This is a genomic window from Streptomyces sp. NPDC046759 (genome assembly GCF_040645475.1).
Taxonomy (GTDB): domain Bacteria; phylum Actinomycetota; class Actinomycetes; order Streptomycetales; family Streptomycetaceae; genus Streptomyces.
The window spans coordinates 84,337-103,321 of sequence record NZ_JBEYYJ010000002.1; the positions used below are offsets into that span (position 1 = coordinate 84,337).

Genomic DNA, 18,985 nt, shown 5'->3' on the forward strand with positions numbered 1-18,985 from the left:
CGCCATGGCCGCCACCCCCGCACCGCCCCAGGCGCCTCCGAAACCCACCTGGGACCCCAGAAGGCCACAGCCCCCCTTTCCGTGGCTGCGCCCCACCATCCGCATAAGGCTCACGCTGCTGTACGGCGGCATGTTCCTGATCGCCGGCATCCTGCTGCTGTCGATCATCTACCTGCTGGCCGCCCAGGCGATCAGCACCGGCAACCAGCCGCTGTTCAAGATCGTCAGCCTTTCGCAGGGCTCGCAGCTGAAGGTCTCCAGCCCCAACTGCCCCGCGATCAACGCGACCAGCCTGCCGCTGCAGGACTTCAACGACGCGATCGCCCACTGCGTGGACCAGCAGCGTCAGACGGCCCTGGACGACCTGCTCAGCCGCTCGCTGCTGGCCCTGCTGGGCCTTGCCGTGATCGCCTTCGCGTTCGGTTACGCGATGGCCGGCCGCGTGCTGTCCCCGCTCGGCCGGATCACCCGTACCGCCCGTCAGGTGGCCGGTTCCGATCTGTCGCGCCGGATCGAGCTGGACGGCCCGGACGACGAGCTGAAGGAGCTGGCGGACACCTTCGACGACATGCTGGAGCGGCTGCAGCGGGCCTTCACCGCCCAGCAGCGCTTCGTCGGCAACGCCTCCCACGAGCTGCGCACCCCGCTCGCGATCAACAGGACGCTCCTGGAGGTCCACCTGTCGGACCCGAAAGCGCCGGTGGAGCTGCAACAGCTGGGCAAGACGCTGCTCGCCACCAACGAGCGCAGTGAGCAGTTGGTCGAGGGCCTGCTGCTGCTCGCCCGCAGCGACAACCAGATCGTCGAACGCAAGCCCGTCGACCTGGCCGAGGTCGCCACCCAGGCCATCGATCAGGTGCACGCCGAGGCGGAGGCCAAGGGCGTGAAGATCCGCGGCGAGCGGAAGCCTGCCGTCGTGCAGGGCAACGGCGTGCTGCTGGAGCGGATCGCGCTGAACCTGGTGCAGAACGCGGTGCGGTACAACGTGGCCGACGACGGCTGGGTCGAGGTGACCACCGAGGTCCAGCACGGGCAGGCGGTGCTGACCGTCACGAACACCGGTCCGGTGGTGCCGGCGTACGAGATCGACAACCTCTTCGAGCCCTTCAGACGGCTCCGTACGGAGCGCACGGGCAGCGACAAGGGTGTGGGCCTCGGCCTGTCCATCGTCCGGTCCGTGGCGCGTGCGCACGGCGGCCACATCGTGGCGCAGCCCCGCGAGGGCGGCGGCCTCGTGATGCGGGTCACGATGCCGCTGTGATCCGTGACCGACACACGCGGAGGCTGTTCGCTTCACGCGGAATTTTTGAGCCGCCGAACGGGCTTCCCATTGTGGGATCGATCACATGAACGGATTTTCGGCCATGTACTCTCTGTGATCATGAAACATGGCGGAAAGCCGGGAAAGTCCTGGTTTTCAGGGCTCTTGATCACGGGAAGTACACGGTGAGGCGCCTTTGAGGTGCGGCATTCGAACCGTGTACGGTCCTCACCGCCATCCAAGCCGATCGCTCTTGAGAGGTCGGCCTGGGTGTCGATTGAGTAACAGACCTTGATGTGAGGCAAAATCTCCGCCTCAGGTCGGGCACAAGTCCGGCCTCTCACGCGTTACGTGCGCTGGAGACACCGCAGACACCCAGAGGGGGAGAGCGATATGGCAACCGATTACGACACTCCACGCAAGACCGACGACGATGTCGACTCCGACAGCCTTGAAGAGCTGAAGGCCCGGCGGAACGACAAGTCCACCTCCGCGGTGGACGTCGACGAGTTCGAGGCCGCCGAGGGACTCGAGCTGCCCGGGGCCGACCTCTCGAACGAGGAGCTGGCCGTCCGGGTGCTGCCCAAGCAGCAGGACGAGTTCACCTGCATGAGCTGCTTCCTGGTGCACCACCGCAGTCAGCTGGCCCGGGAGAAGAACGGTCAGCCGATCTGCCGCGACTGCGACTGAGGTCGGGTCGGCCGTGTCTGGCTCGACCCCTCCTCGGAAGCGCCGCTTCTCCCTCGGGAAGGCGGACGAAGGGCCGTCCGACGGCCCGCACGGCGCGCGTGACGACGAGCGGGGCACACCAGGAGTGGTGGCCCCGCTCGAGCCGGCGACCGACCGGGCAGACCACCCGGCGCCGGTGCGGCAGCCCGCGCCCGTCGCACGGCGGCGGGCCGCGGTGGTGCGCGACAAGGCCCGGGACATGGCCCGGGAAGGAGTACGCAGAGGTGGCAGCCGCGCCCGCGCGGGCCTGGCTCACCTCACGGACCGGATCATCGAGATCGCCCCGCGCGTCCCCGTACGCGACCTCGCGACCCTGCGCCGGCAGTTCCCGGGCCTCGGGCCCGAAGAGCTCGCCGACAAGCTGGTGGCGGGCGCGGCGGCCGGCACCTCGACGGTCGGAGCGGGGGTCGGAGCGGCGGCGATGCTGCCGGTGCCGCCCGCCCTGCCGACCGAGCTGGCCGCGGAGATCACCGGCGTCGCCGCGATCGAGCTGAAGCTCATCGCCGAACTGCACGAGGTCTACGGCGTACGACCGCCCGGGAACCTCAAGACCCGCAGCGCGGCGTATCTGTCGTCCTGGTCGGGTGAGCGCGGCGTCGACGTGACGAAGCCGTCGACGTACGACGCGGCCCTCGGCGGACGCATGAAGCGCGAACTGCGCCAGCAGATCATGAAGCGCATGGTCCGGAACCTGCCCAACCTCATGCCGTTCATGGTGGGAGCCGCGGTCGGGGCGGTCGTCAACCGCCGGGACACCAGGAAGCTCGCCGCGCGCATCCGTGCCGACCTGCGCAAGACCCAGGTTCCCTGGGAGGAACTGGATCAGCTTCCGCCGCTGGAGGAGCCCGCCGAGCCCCTGAAACTGAGCGAGCTCCCCGAAGAACTCTAGTGCTGCGACCGGACGATCTCAGGCGGTCGTCGTGCGTGCGGCCTCGATCGCCGCTGCCAGCCGCTCCGGCTCCCGCGTCGACAGGTACAGGTACGGCGTCGGGTCCTCGGGGTCGGTGACCTCCACCCGCAGCGCCGTGGGGATGTAGGCGCGCAGCAGCAGGAAGGCCCGGGTGTCGGCCTTGTACGTCCGCCAGGCGCGAGCCTCCTCCGCGTCCAGCACCTCCGCCCCGCCCAGCGCCGACACCGGGATCTTCGCCTCGCCCGCGATCAGCGAGTCACCCACCACACGGATGCGCGGGGAGCCGTACGCACTCGCGACCACCGCCGCCGCGGCCGTACCGCCGACCAGGCCGCCGAGCAGCGGCAGGGTGCCGAAGGGAAGCAGGATCAGGGCGAAGGAGACGCCCACGAGGAAGCTGATCAGCCACCACGAACGGGGGGTGGTGAGGCGTTCTTCGTACGGGGTGGCGGAGAGCTGCATGCAGCCAAGCTTGGCACGGGATCCGATGCCGGCCGACGCGCGGGTAAGGTCTCGCCCTGTGAGTGGTAGTTCCGCAAGCCTTCAGCCTCCCGCCGACGCCGTGCAACCGGTGCGGCACCCCGACGCGCCCGCGCCCGGGGAGCTCCTCGGCGCCCACTACGCACACTGTTTCGGGTGCGGCCCCGGGCAGCCGCACGGGCTGCACATGGAGGCCCGCGCCGGCGAGGGCGTCTCGCTGACCGCCGAGTTCACCGTCAAGCCCGCTCACCAGGGCGCCCCGGGCCTGGCGCACGGCGGAGTACTGGCCACCGCCCTCGACGAGACGCTCGGCTCGCTGAACTGGCTGCTGCGGACCATCGCCGTCACCGGCCGCCTGGAGACCGACTTCGTACGGCCGGTGCCGGTGGGCACCACGCTGTACCTGGAGGCCGAGGTCACCGCCCTCGCCGGGCGCAAGATCTACTCCACCGCCACCGGACGCATCGGCGGCCCCGACGGCCCCGTCGCCGTGCGTGCCGACGCCCTCTTCATCGAGGTCAAGGTCGACCACTTCATCGACCACGGCCGCAGCGAGGAGATCCAGGCCGCGATGAGCGACCCGGACCAGATCCGGCGCGCCCGCGCCTTCGAGGTGAACCCGTGAGCCGTGGCCCCCTCGACGTGCTGCTGCGGCGCATCGACCCCGACGTACCGCTTCCGGCGTACGAGCACCCCGGGGACGCCGGCGCCGATCTGCGCACCACCGAGCCGTGCGAGCTGGGCCCCGGGGAGCGGGCCGTACTGCCCACGGGCGTGTCGATCGCCCTGCCCGAGGGGTACGCGGCCTTCGTGCACCCACGCTCCGGTCTCGCCGCGCGCTGCGGTGTCGCCCTCGTGAATGCGCCGGGGACGGTGGATGCCGGGTACCGTGGGGAGATCAAGGTGATCGTGGTGAATCTCGACCCGCGCGAGAGCGTGCGGTTCGAGCGCTTCGACCGGATTGCCCAACTGGTCGTCCAGCAGGTCGAGAGGGTCCGCTTCTGTCAGGTCGCGGAACTTCCCGACTCGGCGCGGGCCGAAGGGGGCTTCGGGTCCACCGGTGGCCATGCCGCGGTGGGCGACGAGAGCGGCACAAGCGGTCAGGCCGTCGATGGCGGTCCGACGGGTGGGAATCGATACGCTTCGGTCGTATCCGACCGGGAAGGACAGTGACGTGTTCGGACGTCGCAACAAGAAGGGTGCCGCCGAGGACGCGGCCGGCGAGGCCGAGCAGGTCGTCGACAACGTCGACACCGAGGCGGACGAAGCAGAGGAGGAAGCCGGGCGCGAGCGCGTCCGGCTGGAGCCCGGGCCGCGGCCCGACGGGCCGTGGGACAGCAGCGAGGTGCGCGATCCGGGCGAGGGCCGCGTCGACCTCGGCGGACTGTTCGTGCCGGGCGTCGACGGCATGGAGCTCAGGGTCGAGGTCGCCGGTGACGCGATCGTCGCCGCGACCGTAGTGCTGCGTGACAGCGCCGTCCAGCTCCAGGCCTTCGCCGCTCCCAAGCGCGAGGGCATCTGGGGCGAGGTCCGCGAGGAGATCGCGTCCGGTATCACCCAGCAGGGTGGCATCGTCGACGAGGTCGAGGGCCCGCTCGGCTGGGAGCTGCGCGCCCAGGTGCCGGTGCAGCTGCCCGACGGCACCGGCGGCTTCCAGGTCGTGCGGTTCGTCGGCGTGGACGGCCCGCGCTGGTTCCTGCGCGGTGTGATCTCCGGCCAGGGCGCCGTGCAGCCGCAGGCCGCCGGCCTGCTGGAGCAGATCTTCCGCGACACGGTCGTGGTCCGCGGCGAGGGCCCGATGGCGCCCCGCGACCCGATCGTCCTGCAGCTGCCCAACGACGCCCAGATGGTCCCCGAGGGCGTCCAGCAGGAGGAGGGCTCGCGCTTCTCCGGTGGCATGGGACAGCTCCAGCGCGGACCGGAGATCACCGAGGTTCGCTAGTGCTGTGACCGGAAAGGTGCCGTGCCGGGCGTCGCGAGCCGGTGAACCTTTCCGGGCGCAGCACTAGACCACCGGGTCCACCCGTGCGACACGGGCCACCGCCTCTGCAGGGGCGCGGCCCGTCTGCCGCGGGTGCGCGCTGCCCGGGAAGCCGCCGTCGGCCGTGTGTCGGCCGCAGCGGCTGGTGGCGCCCATGCGGCGGCAGCCGCACCCGCGGCGGAACTCCGCGACCCTTTCGGGGCGTCGGCCCCGACGGGTGCCACCTACGCCCCTGCAGCAGCGGGTCGCCGTCGCCCGCCCCGGCCGGCCGGCCCCGCTGACCGCCGACGAGCCGGCCTGCCGCCCCGACGCCGAGACAGGGCACGCACGCCGTCCCGGGGCTGCCGCGGGCCCGTGGTGCGCGAGGGCCCTTCACGGCCGGCCGGGAGGGGCCCCTGTCCCCGCTGATCGCCACGACCCGCACGACCTCCCTCCCCACGCGGCCCCCTCGACTCGGCCGAGCGGATGCCGGAGCCGGACCACGGCGCGATCGCGGAGCACGGAAGCGGCCGGACCGGACGCTTCCGTGCTGCCGTGTCCGCCGCCCCGGTCGGCTCATCAGGGTTGCGTCAAAGTTGCCCGCTGCCCGCCCCCCTGTCCCGTTTGCCGTGATTGATGGCCGTAGGGTCGACGCTGCGTAGGCAGCAGTCACGGGAAGACAATGGAGCCATGGCACGCGGCAAGCTTCGGATCTACCTCGGTGCGGCACCGGGGGTGGGCAAGACGTACGCGATGCTGTCCGAGGCGCACCGCCGGATCGAGCGGGGCACCGACTGCGTGGTGGCCTTCGTGGAGCACTACGGCCGGCCGCGCACCGAGGTGATGCTGCACGGTCTGGAGCAGGTGCCGCGCAGGGAGCTGGAGTACCGGGACACGGCCTTCGGCGAGATGGACGTCGAGGCGGTGCTGCGCCGGGCGCCCGCCGTCGCTCTGGTGGACGAACTCGCCCACACGAACGTTCCGGGCTCGCGCAACGCCAAGCGGTGGCAGGACGTGGAGGAGTTGCTCGCCGCCGGGATCGACGTCGTCTCCACCGTCAACATCCAGCACCTGGAGTCACTCGGTGACGTCGTGGAGTCGATCACCGGGGTGCGGCAGCGTGAAACCGTTCCGGACGAGGTGGTACGGCGGGCCGACCAGATCGAGCTGGTCGACATGTCCCCGCAGGCGCTGCGCCGGCGCATGGCGCACGGCAACATCTACAAGCCGGACAAGGTGGACGCGGCGCTGTCCAACTACTTCCGGCCCGGGAACCTCACGGCGCTGCGGGAGCTGGCGCTGTTGTGGGTGGCGGACCGGGTCGACGAGTATCTGAACGCCTATCGGCGTGAGCACCGGGTGTCGGCGATCTGGGGTTCGCGGGAGCGGATCGTGGTGGGGCTGACCGGTGGTCCCGAGGGGCGGACGCTGATACGGCGGGCCGCGCGGCTGGCCGAGAAGGGCGCCGGCGGTGAGGTCCTCGCCGTGTACATCTCCCGCAGCGACGGGCTGACCTCGGCGTCCCCGAAGGAACTGGCCGTGCAGCGCACGCTGGTGGAGGATCTGGGCGGCACCTTCCACCACGTGGTCGGCGACGACATACCGGCCGCCCTGCTGGACTTCGCGCGGGGCGTGAACGCCACCCAGATCGTGCTGGGCTCCTCCCGCCGCAAGGCCTGGCAGTACGTCTTCGGGCCCGGTGTCGGCTCGACCGTCGCCCGCGAGTCCGGCCCCGACCTCGACGTCCACATCGTCACCCACGAGGAGGTCGCCAAGGGCCGTGGACTGCCCGTGGCGCGGGGGGCCCGCCTCGGACGCTCCCGCATCATCTGGGGCTGGGCCGTGGGCCTGGCGGGCCCCGCGGTCCTCGCGGTGCTGCTGAACACCGTCGACATCGGCTTCGCCAACGACGTGCTGCTGTTCCTCGCCGTGACCGTCGCGGCGGCGCTGCTCGGCGGCCTGCTGCCCGCACTGGCCTCGGTGGCCTTCGGTTCGCTGCTGCTGAACTACTTCTACACCCCGCCCCTGCACAGGTGGACCATCGCCGACCCGAAGAACATCGTCGCCATCGTGATCTTCACCGGCGTCGCCGTCTCGGTGGCCTCCGTGGTGGACCTCGCCGCCCGGCGCACCCACCAGGCCGCCCGGCTGCGCGCCGAGTCGGAGATACTCTCCTTCCTCGCCGGGAACGTGCTGCGCGGCGAGACCAGCCTGGAGGAGCTGCTCGAGCGGGTCCGCGAGACCTTCGCGATGGAGTCGGCCGCGCTGCTGGAGCGCACGAGCGACGTGGAGCCCTGGACCTGTGCGGGCCGCGCCGGATTCGGGCGGCCGCTGGAGCGGCCCGAGGACGCCGACGTCGACATGCCCGTCGGAGACCACATGGCACTCGCGCTCACCGGCAGGGTGCTGCCCGCGGAGGACCGCCGGGTGCTCGCCGCCTTCGCCGCGCAGGCCGCCGTCGCCCTGGACCGCCGGCGCCTGCAGGAAGAGGCCGACCAGGCCCGTGCGCTCGCCGAGGGCAACCGCATCCGCACCGCCCTGCTCGCCGCCGTCAGCCACGACCTGCGCACCCCGCTGGCGGGGATCAAGGCGTCGGTCTCCTCGCTGCGCTCCGACGACGTCGAGTGGTCAGAGGAGGACCGGGCGGAACTGCTGGCCGCCATCGAGGAGGGCGCGGACCGGCTCGACCACCTGGTCGGCAACCTCCTCGACATGTCCCGGCTGCAGACCGGCACGGTCACCCCGCTGATCCGGGAGATCGACGTGGACGAGGTGGTCCCGATGGCCCTGGGCGGCGTGCCCGAGGACAGCGTCGTACTGGACGTGCCCGAGAGCCTGCCGATGATCGACGCCGACCCCGGGCTGCTGGAGCGCTCCGTGGCCAACCTGGTGGAGAACGCCGTCAAGTACAGCCCCCGCGGACGGTCCGTGCTGGTCTCCGCCAGCGCGATAGCCGACCGGGTCGAGGTGCGCGTGGTCGACCGCGGGCCGGGGGTGCCGGACGAGGCCAAGGACCGGATATTCGAGCCCTTCCAGCGGTACGGTGACGCCCCGCGCGGAGCCGGGGTCGGGCTCGGCCTCGCGGTCGCCCGGGGCTTCGCGGAGGCCATGGGCGGCACCCTCAACGCCGAGGACACCCCGGGCGGCGGGCTCACCATGGTGCTGAGCCTGCGGGCGGCAGGATCGGGGCCCCAGCCCCTGGACGGGGGCACGGACATCGCAGAACCAGAAAGGCAGACCCTATGACCCGGGTGCTCGTGGTCGACGACGAGCCGCAGATCGTGCGCGCCCTCGTGATCAACCTCAAGGCGCGCAAGTACGACGTCGATGCGGCCCCCGACGGCCGCACCGCCCTGGAACTCGCCGCCTCCCGGCACCCCGACGTGGTCGTGCTCGACCTGGGCCTGCCCGACATGGACGGCGTGGAGGTGATCCGGGGCCTGCGCGGCTGGACCCGAGTGCCGATCCTGGTCCTGTCCGCGCGGCACTCCTCCGACGAGAAGGTCGAGGCGCTGGACGCGGGTGCCGACGACTACGTCACCAAGCCCTTCGGCATGGACGAACTGCTGGCCCGGCTGCGGGCCGCCGTACGCCGCGCCGAGCCGGCCGGGCCCGGCGAGGACGACCTGACGACCTTGGAGACCGAGGGCTTCACCGTGGACCTGGCCGCCAAGAAGGTCAACCGCGCGGGCAGGGACGTCCGGCTCACCCCCACCGAGTGGCACCTGCTGGAGGTGCTGGTCCGCAACACCGGCCGCCTGGTCAGCCAGAAGCAGCTGCTGCAGGAGGTGTGGGGGCCGTCGTACGGGACCGAGACCAACTACCTGCGCGTGTACATGGCCCAGCTGCGCCGCAAACTCGAGACGGACCCGTCGCACCCGCAGCACTTCATCACCGAGCCGGGCATGGGGTACCGGTTCGAGAAGTGAGCCGAAGCGAGGCGAAGTGAGCCCGGCTACGAAGTGAGCTGGGCTACGGTGCCGTCGGTGCGCCCCGGTACGCTTCAGGTATGAGTGCTGTTCCTCGTTCCGAAAAGCCGGCCGGCCGGTTCCGGCGCATGCTCGACCGGCTCTCCTCGTCGCAGGAGGACCTGGAGTCCGAGGAGCTGCGCGAGGACGCCGACGCGACGGGCTGTACCAAGATCGGTGACTGCCACGACCGGCAGATCGTCACCGTAACTGGTACCTTGCGCACGGTCACCTTGCGTCCACGTGCCGGGGTTCCCGCCCTGGAGGCCGAGCTGTTCGACGGCTCCGCCGCGCTGGACGTGGTGTGGCTCGGCAGGCGTTCCATCGTGGGCATAGAACCAGGGCGCAGGCTGATCGCATCGGGCCGGATCTCGATGAGCCGGGGCCGCCGGGTGCTCTTCAACCCGAAATACGAACTGCGACCCCTCGGACGGGAGTAGCCGGTGACGTCCCTCGACAAGCCGACCGAAGGCACCGACCAGAGTCCGCCCCACGGGGCCGGCGACGCCCGGGCGGTGACCGAGGCCGCGTTGTTCGAGGCGTTCGGCGGTGCCCGCGGCATGATCGAGACGGTCGTGCCGGGCCTGCTCTTCGTCGCGATCTTCACGGTGAACAAGAACCTGCACGTGTCGGCGCTCGCCGCGCTGGCCGTGTCCCTGGTGCTGGTCGTGGTCCGGCTGGTCATGAAGGACACCGTGAAGCACGCCTTCAGCGGCGTCTTCGGCGTGGCCTTCGGTGTCGCCTTCGCGATGTTCACCGGAAACGCCAAGGACTTCTACCTCCCCGGCATGCTCTACACGCTGGGCCTGGCACTGGCGTACATCGTCACGACCCTCGCCGGTGTGCCCCTGATCGGCCTCATCCTCGGCCCGGTGTTCAAGGAGAACCTCTCCTGGCGCACCCGCAACCCCGGCCGCAAGAAGGCGTACGCCAAGGCCAGTTGGGCCTGGGGCCTGATCCTGCTCGCCAAGTGCGCGATCCTCTTCCCGCTCTACTGGTGGTCCGACACCACCAAGCTCGGCTGGGTCCTCGTCGCCCTGAAGATCCCGCCGTTCCTGCTCGCGGTCTGGCTGACCTGGGTCTTCCTCGCGAAGGCGCCCGCGCCCATCGACGTCTTCGCCGAGATGGAGGCGGAGGAGAAGGCGGAGCAGGAGCGCAAGGCCGCATTTTCCGCCGAGGCCGCCGAGGCCGGCGAGCAGGCGGGCGGACGGCACCGCCGGGGGGCGTAGACCGCCGTCGTACGACGACAAAGGGCGCCCTCGGCAACAAGGGCGCCCTTTGTCACAGGCCGGGCCTCTTCGCCCAGCCTTCCGTTCAGCCTTCTTCCCGACGCACCGACAGCAGCTCCTCCAGCTGCTCCTCGCGGGCCTGCGCGGCCACGAAGAGGAGCTCGTCCCCCGGCTCCAGGGAGTCCTCCTTGGACGGGGTCAGCACACGGGTGCCGCGGATGATGGTGACCAGGGAGGTGTCCTCGGGCCACTGCACGTCCCCGACCTGGGTGCCGGCCAGGGCCGACTCCTCGGGCAGGGTCAGTTCGACGAGGTTGGCGTCGCCGTGGCTGAAGCGGAGCAGGCGGACCAGGTCGCCTACGCTCACCGCCTCCTCGACCAGGGCGGACATCAGGCGCGGCGTGGAGACGGCCACGTCCACACCCCAGGACTCGTTGAAAAGCCACTCGTTCTTCGGGTTGTTGACGCGGGCCACGACGCGCGGGACGCCGTACTCGGTCTTGGCGAGCAGCGAGACCACCAGGTTGACCTTGTCGTCCCCGGTCGCGGCGATGACGACGTTGCAGCGCTGCAGCGCCGCCTCGTCCAGGGACGTGATCTCGCAGGCGTCGGCCAGCAGCCACTCCGCCTGGGGCACCCGCTCCACCGAGATGGCGGTCGGGGCCTTGTCGATGAGCAGGACCTCGTGGCCGTTCTCCAGCAGCTCGCCCGCGATCGAGCGGCCGACGGCGCCGGCTCCGGCAATGGCGACCCTCATCAGTGACCGCTCTCCTCTTCCGGGCCCTGGGCGAACGCCGCCTCGACCTTCTCGACGTCGTCCGTCCGCATCATCACGTGCACGAGGTCGCCCTCCTGCAGCACCGTCTGCGAGGTCGGCAGGATCGCCTCGCCGAGGCGGGTCAGGAACGCCACCCGGACGCCCGTCTCCTCCTGCAGCTTGCTGATCTTGTGGCCGACCCACTTCGCCGAGGCGTGCACCTCGGCGAGCTGCACCCCGCCGGTGGGGTCGCGCCACAGCGGCTCGGCCCCGGCGGGCAGCAGACGGCGCAGCATCTGGTCGGCGGTCCAGCGCACGGTCGCCACCGTGGGGATGCCCAGGCGCTGGTAGACCTCGGCACGGCGGGGGTCGTAGATGCGGGCGGCCACGTTCTCCACGCCGAACATCTCGCGGGCCACGCGCGCGGAGATGATGTTGGAGTTGTCCCCGCTGGAGACGGCGGCGAAGGCCCCCGCCTCCTCGATGCCCGCTTCGCGCAGGGTGTCCTGGTCGAAGCCGACACCGGTGACCCGGCGACCCCCGAAGCCCGGGCCCAGCCGACGGAAGGCGGTCGGGTCCTGGTCGATCACTGCGACCGTGTGGCCCTGTTGCTCCAGGGTCTGGGCGAGAGCGGAACCCACTCTCCCGCAGCCCATGATGACGATGTGCACGACCGTCCTTCCGATGTCAAGAATCGTTTGACTTGCCCTTAACAGGTTCTCAGACCGGGGCCCAAGCTACACACGCACCGTCCGGAACGGGCACCCCCGTGCGAGGGTTGCTGTGATCACCGTCCGCGGCCGTACGGGCGAGCGGGATCAGTGATCCGCGTCGGCGACCATCGCCGGCGCGTGATGCTGCGCACGCTGCACAGGGTCAGGATTCCGAGGCCGACGAGGGCGACCAGGGCCCCGATCAACTCTGCGGGTGCGGGCATGGGACCTCCGAAGTGCGAAGACGGGCGGGGTTTGCCATCTAGGCACGGCGGGCAGACGGACCACGGATTCCGCAGTTCCGCGCCCCATTGAATTCACTCGTGAGGCAGATCCTGCCCACCGGGTGGGCGGGTGCCAGTTCGAAGGCTTACGATCCTCTCTCGTGTCCAAACTGACCGACGTGCCCAAACGGATCCTGATCGGGCGCGCACTGCGCAGTGACCGGCTGGGCGAAACGCTCCTGCCGAAGCGCATCGCACTCCCCGTCTTCGCTTCCGACCCGCTGTCCTCCGTTGCCTACGCGCCGGGGGAGGTGCTGCTGGTCCTGTCCATCGCGGGTGTGTCGGCGTACCACTTCAGCCCGTGGATCGCCGTCGCGGTCGTGGTGCTGATGTTCACCGTGGTCGCCTCCTACCGGCAGAACGTCCACGCGTACCCGAGCGGCGGCGGCGACTACGAGGTCGCCACCACGAACCTGGGCGCGAGGGCCGGCCTCACGGTCGCCAGCGCCCTGCTCGTCGACTACGTCATGACCGTCGCGGTCTCCATCGCCTCCGGCATCGAGAACCTCGGGTCCGCGGTCCCGTTCGTGGTCCAGCACAAGGTGCTGTGCGCGGTCGTCGTGATCGTGCTGCTGACGCTGATGAACCTGCGCGGCGTGAAGGAGTCGGGCAAGCTCTTCGCGATCCCGACGTACGTGTTCGTCGGCGGCGTCTTCGTCATGATCGCCTGGGGCGCGTTCCGCGGCCTGGCCCTCGGCGACACCATGCGGGCCCCGACCGCCGACTACCACGTCCGGGCCGAGCACCAGGGACTCGCGGGCTTCGCCCTGATCTTCCTGCTGCTGCGCGCCTTCTCCTCCGGCTGTGCCGCACTGACCGGCGTCGAGGCGATCTCCAACGGCGTCCCGGCCTTCCGCAAGCCCAAGTCGAAGAACGCGGCGACCACGCTCGCCATGATGGGCCTGCTGGCCGTCACCATGTTCTGCGGCATCATCGTCCTGGCCATGACCACGAAGGTCCGCATGGCCGAGAACCCGGCCACCGACCTGCTCCACAACGGCCACCCCATCGGCTCCGGCTACGTCCAGAACCCGGTGATCTCCCAGGTCGCCGAGGCGGTCTTCGGCAAGGGCAGCTTCCTGTTCGTGGTCCTGGCGGCGGCCACGGCCCTGGTCCTGTTCCTGGCCGCGAACACGGCGTACAACGGCTTCCCGCTGCTGGGCTCGATCCTCGCCCAGGACCGCTACCTCCCGCGCCAGCTGCACACCCGCGGCGACCGCCTGGCCTTCTCCAACGGCATCGTGCTGCTCGCGGGCGCCGCGACCCTGCTGACCGTCCTGTACGGCGCGGACTCCACGCGGCTGATCCAGCTGTACATCGTCGGCGTGTTCGTGTCCTTCACGCTCAGCCAGACCGGCATGGTCCGGCACTGGAACCGGCACCTGGCGGTCGAGCAGGACCAGGCCAAGCGCCGCCACATGATCCGCTCCCGCGCGATCAACGCGTTCGGTGCCTTCCTGACCGGCCTGGTGCTGGTCGTCGTGCTGGTCACCAAGTTCACGCACGGCGCCTGGGTGGCCCTGCTCGGCATGTGCATCTTCTACGCGACCATGACCGCCATCCGTAAGCACTACGACCGCGTCGCCGAGGAGATCGCCGCCCCCGAGGAGAAGGACGACGACCTGGTCCGACCGTCCCGTGTGCACTCGGTGGTCCTGATCTCCAAGATCCACCGCCCCACCCTGCGCGCCCTGGCGTACGCCAAGCTGATGCGCTCGGACACCCTGGAGGCGCTGACGGTCAACGTCGACGCGGCGGAGACCAAGGCGCTGCGCGAGGAGTGGGAGCGACGCGGCATCGACGTACCGCTGAAGGTCCTCGACTCGCCGTACCGCGAGGTCACCCGCCCGGTGATCGAGTACGTCAAGGGCCTGCGCAAGGAGTCCCCGCGCGACGCGGTCTCCGTGATCATCCCCGAGTACGTGGTCGGCCACTGGTACGAGCACCTGCTGCACAACCAGAGCGCCCTGCGCCTGAAGGGCCGCCTGCTCTTCACGCCCGGCGTGATGGTCACGTCGGTGCCCTACCAGCTGGCGTCCTCCGAGGCGGCCAAGGTGCGGGCCCGCAAGCGGCAGGAGTGGAACGCGCCGGGCGCGGTGCGGCGCGGTCCGGCCGGGGAGCGGCCGAAGGAGCCGTCGGCGGCCAAGGACTGAGCCCCGGTTCGGCCTGTGGTGAACGGCCGGACGACAGCCACGTAGACTGGTGGGCTGTTGTCCGGCCGTTTCCCGTTCCCGATCTGGAGTCACCCCGCCATGCAGGCAGAACCGAAGAAGTCGCTGGTCGGGGAGGAGTACGAGGTCGAGATCGGCCCCGTCGCCCATGGCGGCCACTGCATCGCCCGTACCTGCGAGGGCCAGGTGCTCTTCGTGCGGCACGCGCTGCCGGGTGAGCGGGTGGTGGCCCGGGTGACCGAGGGCGAGGAGGGCGCGCGCTTCCTGCGCGCGGACGCGGTGGAGATTCTTCAGGCCTCCAAGGACCGCGTCGAGGCCCCCTGCCCCTTCGCCGGGCCGGGCCGCTGCGGCGGCTGCGACTGGCAGCACGCCAAGCCGGGCGCCCAGCGCCGCCTCAAGGGCGAGGTGATCGCCGAACAGCTCAAGCGGCTCGCCGGCCTCACCCCCGAGGAAGCCGGCTGGGACGGCACGGTGATGCCCGCCGAGGGCGACAAGGTGCCCGCGGGCCAGGTCCCGCAGTGGCGCACGCGCGTCCAGTACGCCGTCGACGCCGAGGGCCACGCGGGGCTGCGCCGTCACCGCTCGCACGAGGTCGAGCGCATCGACCACTGCATGATCGCGGCCGAGGGCGTCAGCGAGCTGGGCATCGAACGGCGCGACTGGACCGGCATGGAGTCGGTCGAGGCCATCGCGGCGACCGGTTCGCAGGACCGCCAGGTGATCCTGACCCCGCGTCCGGGTGGCCGCCTTCCGCTCGTCGAACTGGACAGGCCGGTCTCGGTGCTCCGGGTCGACGAGAAGTCCGGCGGCGTCCACCGCGTCCACGGCCGCCCCTTCGTCCGTGAACGGGCGGACGGCCGCACGCACCGGGTCGCGGGCGGCGGCTTCTGGCAGGTCCACCCGAAGGCGGCGGACACCCTGGTGACGGCGGTCATGCAGGGGCTGCTCCCGCGCAAGGGCGAGATGGCCCTGGACCTGTACTGCGGCGTCGGCCTCTTCGCGGGGGCCCTGGCCGACCGCCTCGGCGAGAAGGGCGCGGTCCTCGGCATCGAGTCCGGCAAGCGGGCGGTGGAGGACGCCCGGCACAACCTCGCCGACTTCCCGCGCGTTCGCATCGAACAGGGCAAGGTCGAGTCGGTCCTGCCGCGCACCGGCATCACGGAGGTCGACCTCATCGTCCTGGACCCGCCCCGCGCCGGGGCCGGCCGCGCGACGGTGGCCCACCTCGCCTCCCTGGGCGCCCGCCGCATCGCCTACGTCGCCTGCGACCCCGCCGCGCTGGCCCGCGATCTGGCGTACTTCCGCGAGGGCGGGTACCGGGTGCGGACGCTTCGGGCGTTCGATCTGTTTCCGATGACGCATCACGTGGAGTGCGTGGCGATCCTTGAGCCTACGGAAAAGGGTCGCTGACCTGGGGTTTTCCAGGGCCGTTCAGGCGCGGCCGGGTGTGCTCGACCTGTTTCTTGAAATGCATGACGTGAAGCGCGTCGTATGCCTCACGAACGACGCTGACCTGGCATTTCATGACGTCGTGCCGGGACGAGGTGTGAACATCCGCCGTTTCGGCGCGGACGGCGGCAGGTCGTCCCGACGCTGAGATGACGCTCCTCCTGATGGGCTGTCACCTTGCGTTCGGACGCATTGAGTGATCTTCTGCCGCCTTGGTCCGCCAGCGCCTGGCGCCCGTATCGACGTCGCCGTGTCCGCGGGGCTCAAGGGCGCTTCGGCGACAAGGACATGTACCCGTTCGGCCTCGGCGCCTTCATGGACGGCCGTGCCGCCCTCGACCGGGCGGGGGCCAGGCGTCCTGAAGCGGTCATCGTGCCCGATCCTAGGTCGCACCTGTCAGTGCGGTGTTGGTCATGAGTGCACGGCGAGCGAACAGCGGAGGCTTCATCCGGTGACCCGAGTATGCCGTGGCCGGCAGGGCTGAGCCGGTGCAGTCGATGACGCGGAGCGCCGAAAGGTCGTGCACGGAGGAGTCGACGCCGAGCTTGGTCATGGCCAGCAGGGTGCTGGGGACTGGTGCGGTGGTCGAACGGAACCGGGGCGATGGCGAGGTACTCGGCGCGGCCGGCCGTGTCCTCCCAGGGAACCGTCAGCCTCGCGGCCCGGGTCGCGGGTCACGCGAGGCCCAGGTGATCCACGAGAACGGTGGCCTTGAGCCTGGCGACTTCCGGCGTGGACGCCGCGGATGTCGGCGTCGCGTCGGCCGCTGTCAACACGCTCCAGCGGGTGGGCGGGTCCATCGGCGTCGCCTTGCTCAGCACGATGGCATCCGACGCCGCCACCGGCTACCTCGCTGGCCGCAGGCCCAAGAACCCCGGCGTGCTGGCCCAGGCCGGCCTGAAGGGCTATTCCACGGCCTACTGGTGGTCGGCGGCCGTCTTCGTCGCCGACCTGGTTGTCACCGCTCTGCTCTACCGCCGTGGTGTACCCCGAAAGACCGAGAACGCTTCACCTGTCGTGCACATGCAGGAGGGCAGGTAGTGCCGCCCCGAGTGGCCACCTCCGAGGCCGGGCACGTGTCGGCACCCTCAGTAGAGTGGGACGCGTGAGGATGGAGGAGCAGTGAGAGCGCCGCGCACTCTGGCCACTCTGGACGAGGTCGAGACCGGTGATCACGTCTGCCAGGTGTTGGACCGGACCGACCACGTCATCGACCGCAGCCGGTCCTTCGTCGCGGACGGGGCCCTGTACGGGGACAAGGTGGTGATCGTCGGGCCGCCTCTCGAAGCGGGGAGTGAGTTCGCGCAGCTCGTGCTCGACCCGGCTCGGCTGGACGGCTCTCTGCTGGCCGCGGTGCGCCGGGAGGCGGCCAACGCCGACCGCGAGGGGTTCCGCTCGCTCCGGGTGCTGCACCACGTCGGGCCCGACTGCCGTCCGGAGCGGACGAAGGAACTGTTGCGCAGTGAACTCGATCTCGAGGAGTTCGCCGCCGACACCGGAGCCCTGGTGGTCTGCGCCTACAGCGGTGCGGACCGGGATCCCTCCCTCCTGGAGCAGATCAGGTGCGTGCACCCCCACAGTCTGGGCAGCCGTCCGACGGCACCGGCGTTCCACGTGTACCGCACGGGGAAGGAAGGCTGGACGGTGAACGGGATCGTCGACAGCGAGGGCGCGGTGGCCTTCGGCTCCATCCTGTGCGCCCTCCTCGCCCAGAAGGCCACGGTGCGCCTGCTCTGCCACGCACTTGAGTTCTTCGACGCCGCCGGGATGAGCGCCTTGGCCGATGCGGCCAGGCACCTTCCGGACCGCAAGGTCGTCCTGGAAGGCACCAACGACACCGTCCGGCTCACCTGGCAGCTGTCCGGCTTCGCGGTCCCCGAGATTCCGGTGGTGATGGCGCCGTGACCTCCTCTGCTCCCAGCTCCAACGCGCCGGGCACCGGATACCGGCACGAGCTGTACCCGTACTCCGGCAGGGACGCGTTCGTCGAGGGCGCCCTCAGTTTCATCCACGACGCTCTCGCAGGTGGCGAGGCCGTCATCGTAGCCGTCCCACAGGACAAGGCGTCCCTGCTGCGCGCCGAGATCCGCGACGAGGATGCCGTCCGCTACGTCGACACCACAGGGGTCGCGCACCATCCCGGTCGGCTCATCGGAGCCTGGCAGGAATGGCTTAAGGAGTACACCTCGCAAGGCCGGCCCGTCCGCGGGATCGGCGAATCACCCTGGGACAAGGTCCGCGGCCCGGCCGAAGCCGAGGAGCTGCGCTATCACGAATGGCTCCTCAACAAAGCCTTCGCCCGGGGGCCGGCCTGGTGGCTGCTGTGCCCCTACGACATCGCTCACGACAAGGCATCACTGGCGGAAATGGCCCGGTGCCATCCTGAGCTGCGCCAGGACGGCCGCACGATGCCGTCTGCGGACTACGACCCGCAGGCACCGTACCGCTTCACACCGCTCACCGACCCGTGCGACCCGTACGAGGAATTCGCCTACAGCAGGGGTGACCTGCCCGCCCTGCGCGAGAAGATCACCGCGTGCGCCGAACGGCACGGCCTGACCGGCCGACGCCTGAGGGAACTGCACCTGGCCGCCACGGAGGTGGCCACCAACAGCATTCGTCACGGCGGCGGACACGGTGTGCTGCGCACCTGGAGCGAGGAGCGCCGACTCGTGTGCGAGTTCCGCGACGCGGGCTACATCGAGGACCCCCTGGTCGGACGGAGAAGGCCGGACGCCAGGCAGGTCGGTGGTCGCGGCCTATGGCTGGTTCACCAGCTCTGCGACCTCGTGGAGATCCGCTCCGTACCGGATGAGGGGACCAGGGTCAGGCTCCACACCGAACTGCCGGAGTAGACCCGCACCGATCTCATCCGGCCCGGACGGTGTCCTGAAGCCAGGCACCGTCCAGCAGGGACGGCGGATGCGTTGTATTCGGCAGACCGCTACCCTCGGCGGGCATCACACCCGCATATGCATCGGCCTGTCCCAGGACAACGGGGGCAGACGGTGGAGCAGAGGCAAGGCCCGCAGCACACCTGTGACCCGGCCCGACGAGAACGATCTGGAGGGAAG

19 protein-coding genes are annotated in these 18,985 nt (G+C 70.6%); 15 read left to right on the top strand and 4 right to left on the bottom strand.

Annotated elements, in window-relative coordinates:
• Nucleotides 1–4: 4 nt before the first annotated feature.
• From ABZ919_RS03215 to ABZ919_RS03225, 3 genes are all read left to right on the top strand, one after another.
• Nucleotides 5–1,261 carry a HAMP domain-containing sensor histidine kinase gene (locus ABZ919_RS03215; RefSeq protein ID WP_361242021.1) on the top strand — a complete coding sequence of 419 codons (1,257 nt, stop codon included), beginning with the start codon at nt 5–7 and terminating at the stop codon, nt 1,259–1,261.
• Nucleotides 1,262–1,654: 393 nt separating this feature from the next.
• Entirely contained in the window at nt 1,655–1,951 is a 297-nt protein-coding gene (locus ABZ919_RS03220; protein WP_005481602.1) for a DUF4193 domain-containing protein, read from the top strand.
• 13 nt (nt 1,952–1,964) lie between these two features.
• A complete protein-coding gene (locus tag ABZ919_RS03225) occupies nt 1,965–2,879 on the top strand; it encodes a hypothetical protein (protein ID WP_361242024.1) in 915 nt (304 codons plus the stop codon).
• A gap of 18 nt (nt 2,880–2,897) precedes the next feature.
• Here the strand turns inward: ABZ919_RS03225 and ABZ919_RS03230 are convergent, their stop codons facing one another.
• Nucleotides 2,898–3,362 (bottom strand): DUF3093 domain-containing protein, encoded by a 465-nt coding sequence (locus ABZ919_RS03230; RefSeq protein WP_361242027.1) that lies wholly within the window; start codon nt 3,360–3,362, stop codon nt 2,898–2,900.
• A gap of 58 nt (nt 3,363–3,420) precedes the next feature.
• Between ABZ919_RS03230 and ABZ919_RS03235 the strand changes: the two genes are divergently transcribed.
• From ABZ919_RS03235 to ABZ919_RS03265, 7 genes are all read left to right on the top strand, one after another.
• Entirely contained in the window at nt 3,421–4,005 is a 585-nt protein-coding gene (locus ABZ919_RS03235) for a PaaI family thioesterase (RefSeq protein WP_361242030.1), read from the top strand.
• Nucleotides 4,002–4,553 (top strand): dUTP diphosphatase, encoded by a 552-nt coding sequence (dut, locus tag ABZ919_RS03240; RefSeq protein ID WP_361242033.1) that lies wholly within the window; start codon nt 4,002–4,004, stop codon nt 4,551–4,553. The genes ABZ919_RS03235 and dut overlap by 4 nt, the downstream gene beginning before the upstream one ends.
• A 1-nt stretch (nt 4,554) precedes the next feature.
• Nucleotides 4,555–5,322, top strand: coding sequence for a DUF3710 domain-containing protein (locus tag ABZ919_RS03245; protein WP_361242036.1), 768 nt, complete (start codon nt 4,555–4,557; stop codon nt 5,320–5,322).
• Between the two features lie 708 nt (nt 5,323–6,030).
• Nucleotides 6,031–8,586 (top strand): sensor histidine kinase KdpD, encoded by a 2,556-nt coding sequence (locus ABZ919_RS03250; protein ID WP_361242039.1) that lies wholly within the window; start codon nt 6,031–6,033, stop codon nt 8,584–8,586.
• Nucleotides 8,583–9,269, top strand: a complete 687-nt coding sequence (locus ABZ919_RS03255) for a response regulator (RefSeq protein WP_361242042.1) — start codon at nt 8,583–8,585, stop codon at nt 9,267–9,269. Before ABZ919_RS03250 ends, ABZ919_RS03255 begins: the two co-directional genes overlap by 4 nt.
• 80 nt (nt 9,270–9,349) lie before the next feature.
• Entirely contained in the window at nt 9,350–9,748 is a 399-nt protein-coding gene (locus ABZ919_RS03260; protein ID WP_361242045.1) for an OB-fold nucleic acid binding domain-containing protein, read from the top strand.
• A 3-nt stretch (nt 9,749–9,751) separates the two neighbouring features.
• Nucleotides 9,752–10,537: a DUF3159 domain-containing protein gene (locus ABZ919_RS03265; RefSeq protein ID WP_361242048.1), complete on the top strand. Its 786-nt coding sequence runs from the start codon at nt 9,752–9,754 to the stop codon at nt 10,535–10,537.
• Nucleotides 10,538–10,622: 85 nt separating this feature from the next.
• On the opposite strand, the gene ABZ919_RS03270 is transcribed toward ABZ919_RS03265, so the two are convergent.
• Nucleotides 10,623–11,294 (bottom strand): TrkA family potassium uptake protein, encoded by a 672-nt coding sequence (locus ABZ919_RS03270; RefSeq protein ID WP_361242051.1) that lies wholly within the window; start codon nt 11,292–11,294, stop codon nt 10,623–10,625.
• Nucleotides 11,294–11,965 carry a TrkA family potassium uptake protein gene (locus tag ABZ919_RS03275; RefSeq protein ID WP_361242054.1) on the bottom strand — a complete coding sequence of 224 codons (672 nt, stop codon included), beginning with the start codon at nt 11,963–11,965 and terminating at the stop codon, nt 11,294–11,296. The genes ABZ919_RS03270 and ABZ919_RS03275 overlap by 1 nt, the downstream gene beginning before the upstream one ends.
• Nucleotides 11,966–12,392: 427 nt before the next feature.
• Between ABZ919_RS03275 and ABZ919_RS03280 the strand changes: the two genes are divergently transcribed.
• Both ABZ919_RS03280 and ABZ919_RS03285 read left to right on the top strand, forming a co-directional pair.
• Nucleotides 12,393–14,444 carry an APC family permease gene (locus ABZ919_RS03280; protein WP_361242057.1) on the top strand — a complete coding sequence of 684 codons (2,052 nt, stop codon included), beginning with the start codon at nt 12,393–12,395 and terminating at the stop codon, nt 14,442–14,444.
• Nucleotides 14,445–14,543: 99 nt separating this feature from the next.
• The gene (locus tag ABZ919_RS03285; protein WP_361242061.1) at nt 14,544–15,872 is read left to right on the top strand and encodes a TRAM domain-containing protein; all 1,329 of its coding nucleotides are present in this window, start codon (nt 14,544–14,546) and stop codon (nt 15,870–15,872) included.
• 421 nt (nt 15,873–16,293) lie between these two features.
• Here ABZ919_RS03285 and ABZ919_RS03290 read toward each other — a convergent pair whose 3' ends face one another.
• Complete coding sequence (locus ABZ919_RS03290) at nt 16,294–16,464, bottom strand: hypothetical protein (RefSeq protein WP_361242064.1); 171 nt, start codon at nt 16,462–16,464, stop codon at nt 16,294–16,296.
• Nucleotides 16,465–16,622: 158 nt separating this feature from the next.
• On the opposite strand from ABZ919_RS03290, the gene ABZ919_RS03295 reads away from it, so the two are divergent.
• The 3 genes from ABZ919_RS03295 to ABZ919_RS03305 all read left to right on the top strand — a co-directional run bounded on the left by ABZ919_RS03295 (nt 16,623) and on the right by ABZ919_RS03305 (nt 18,766).
• On the top strand, nt 16,623–16,952 hold the full coding sequence (locus tag ABZ919_RS03295; protein WP_361242067.1) for a hypothetical protein: 330 nt from the start codon (nt 16,623–16,625) through the stop codon (nt 16,950–16,952).
• 81 nt (nt 16,953–17,033) lie between these two features.
• Nucleotides 17,034–17,816 (top strand): MEDS domain-containing protein, encoded by a 783-nt coding sequence (locus ABZ919_RS03300; protein ID WP_361242070.1) that lies wholly within the window; start codon nt 17,034–17,036, stop codon nt 17,814–17,816.
• Nucleotides 17,813–18,766: a sensor histidine kinase gene (locus ABZ919_RS03305; protein ID WP_361242073.1), complete on the top strand. Its 954-nt coding sequence runs from the start codon at nt 17,813–17,815 to the stop codon at nt 18,764–18,766. Before ABZ919_RS03300 ends, ABZ919_RS03305 begins: the two co-directional genes overlap by 4 nt.
• The last annotated feature ends 219 nt before the right edge of the window (nt 18,767–18,985 follow it).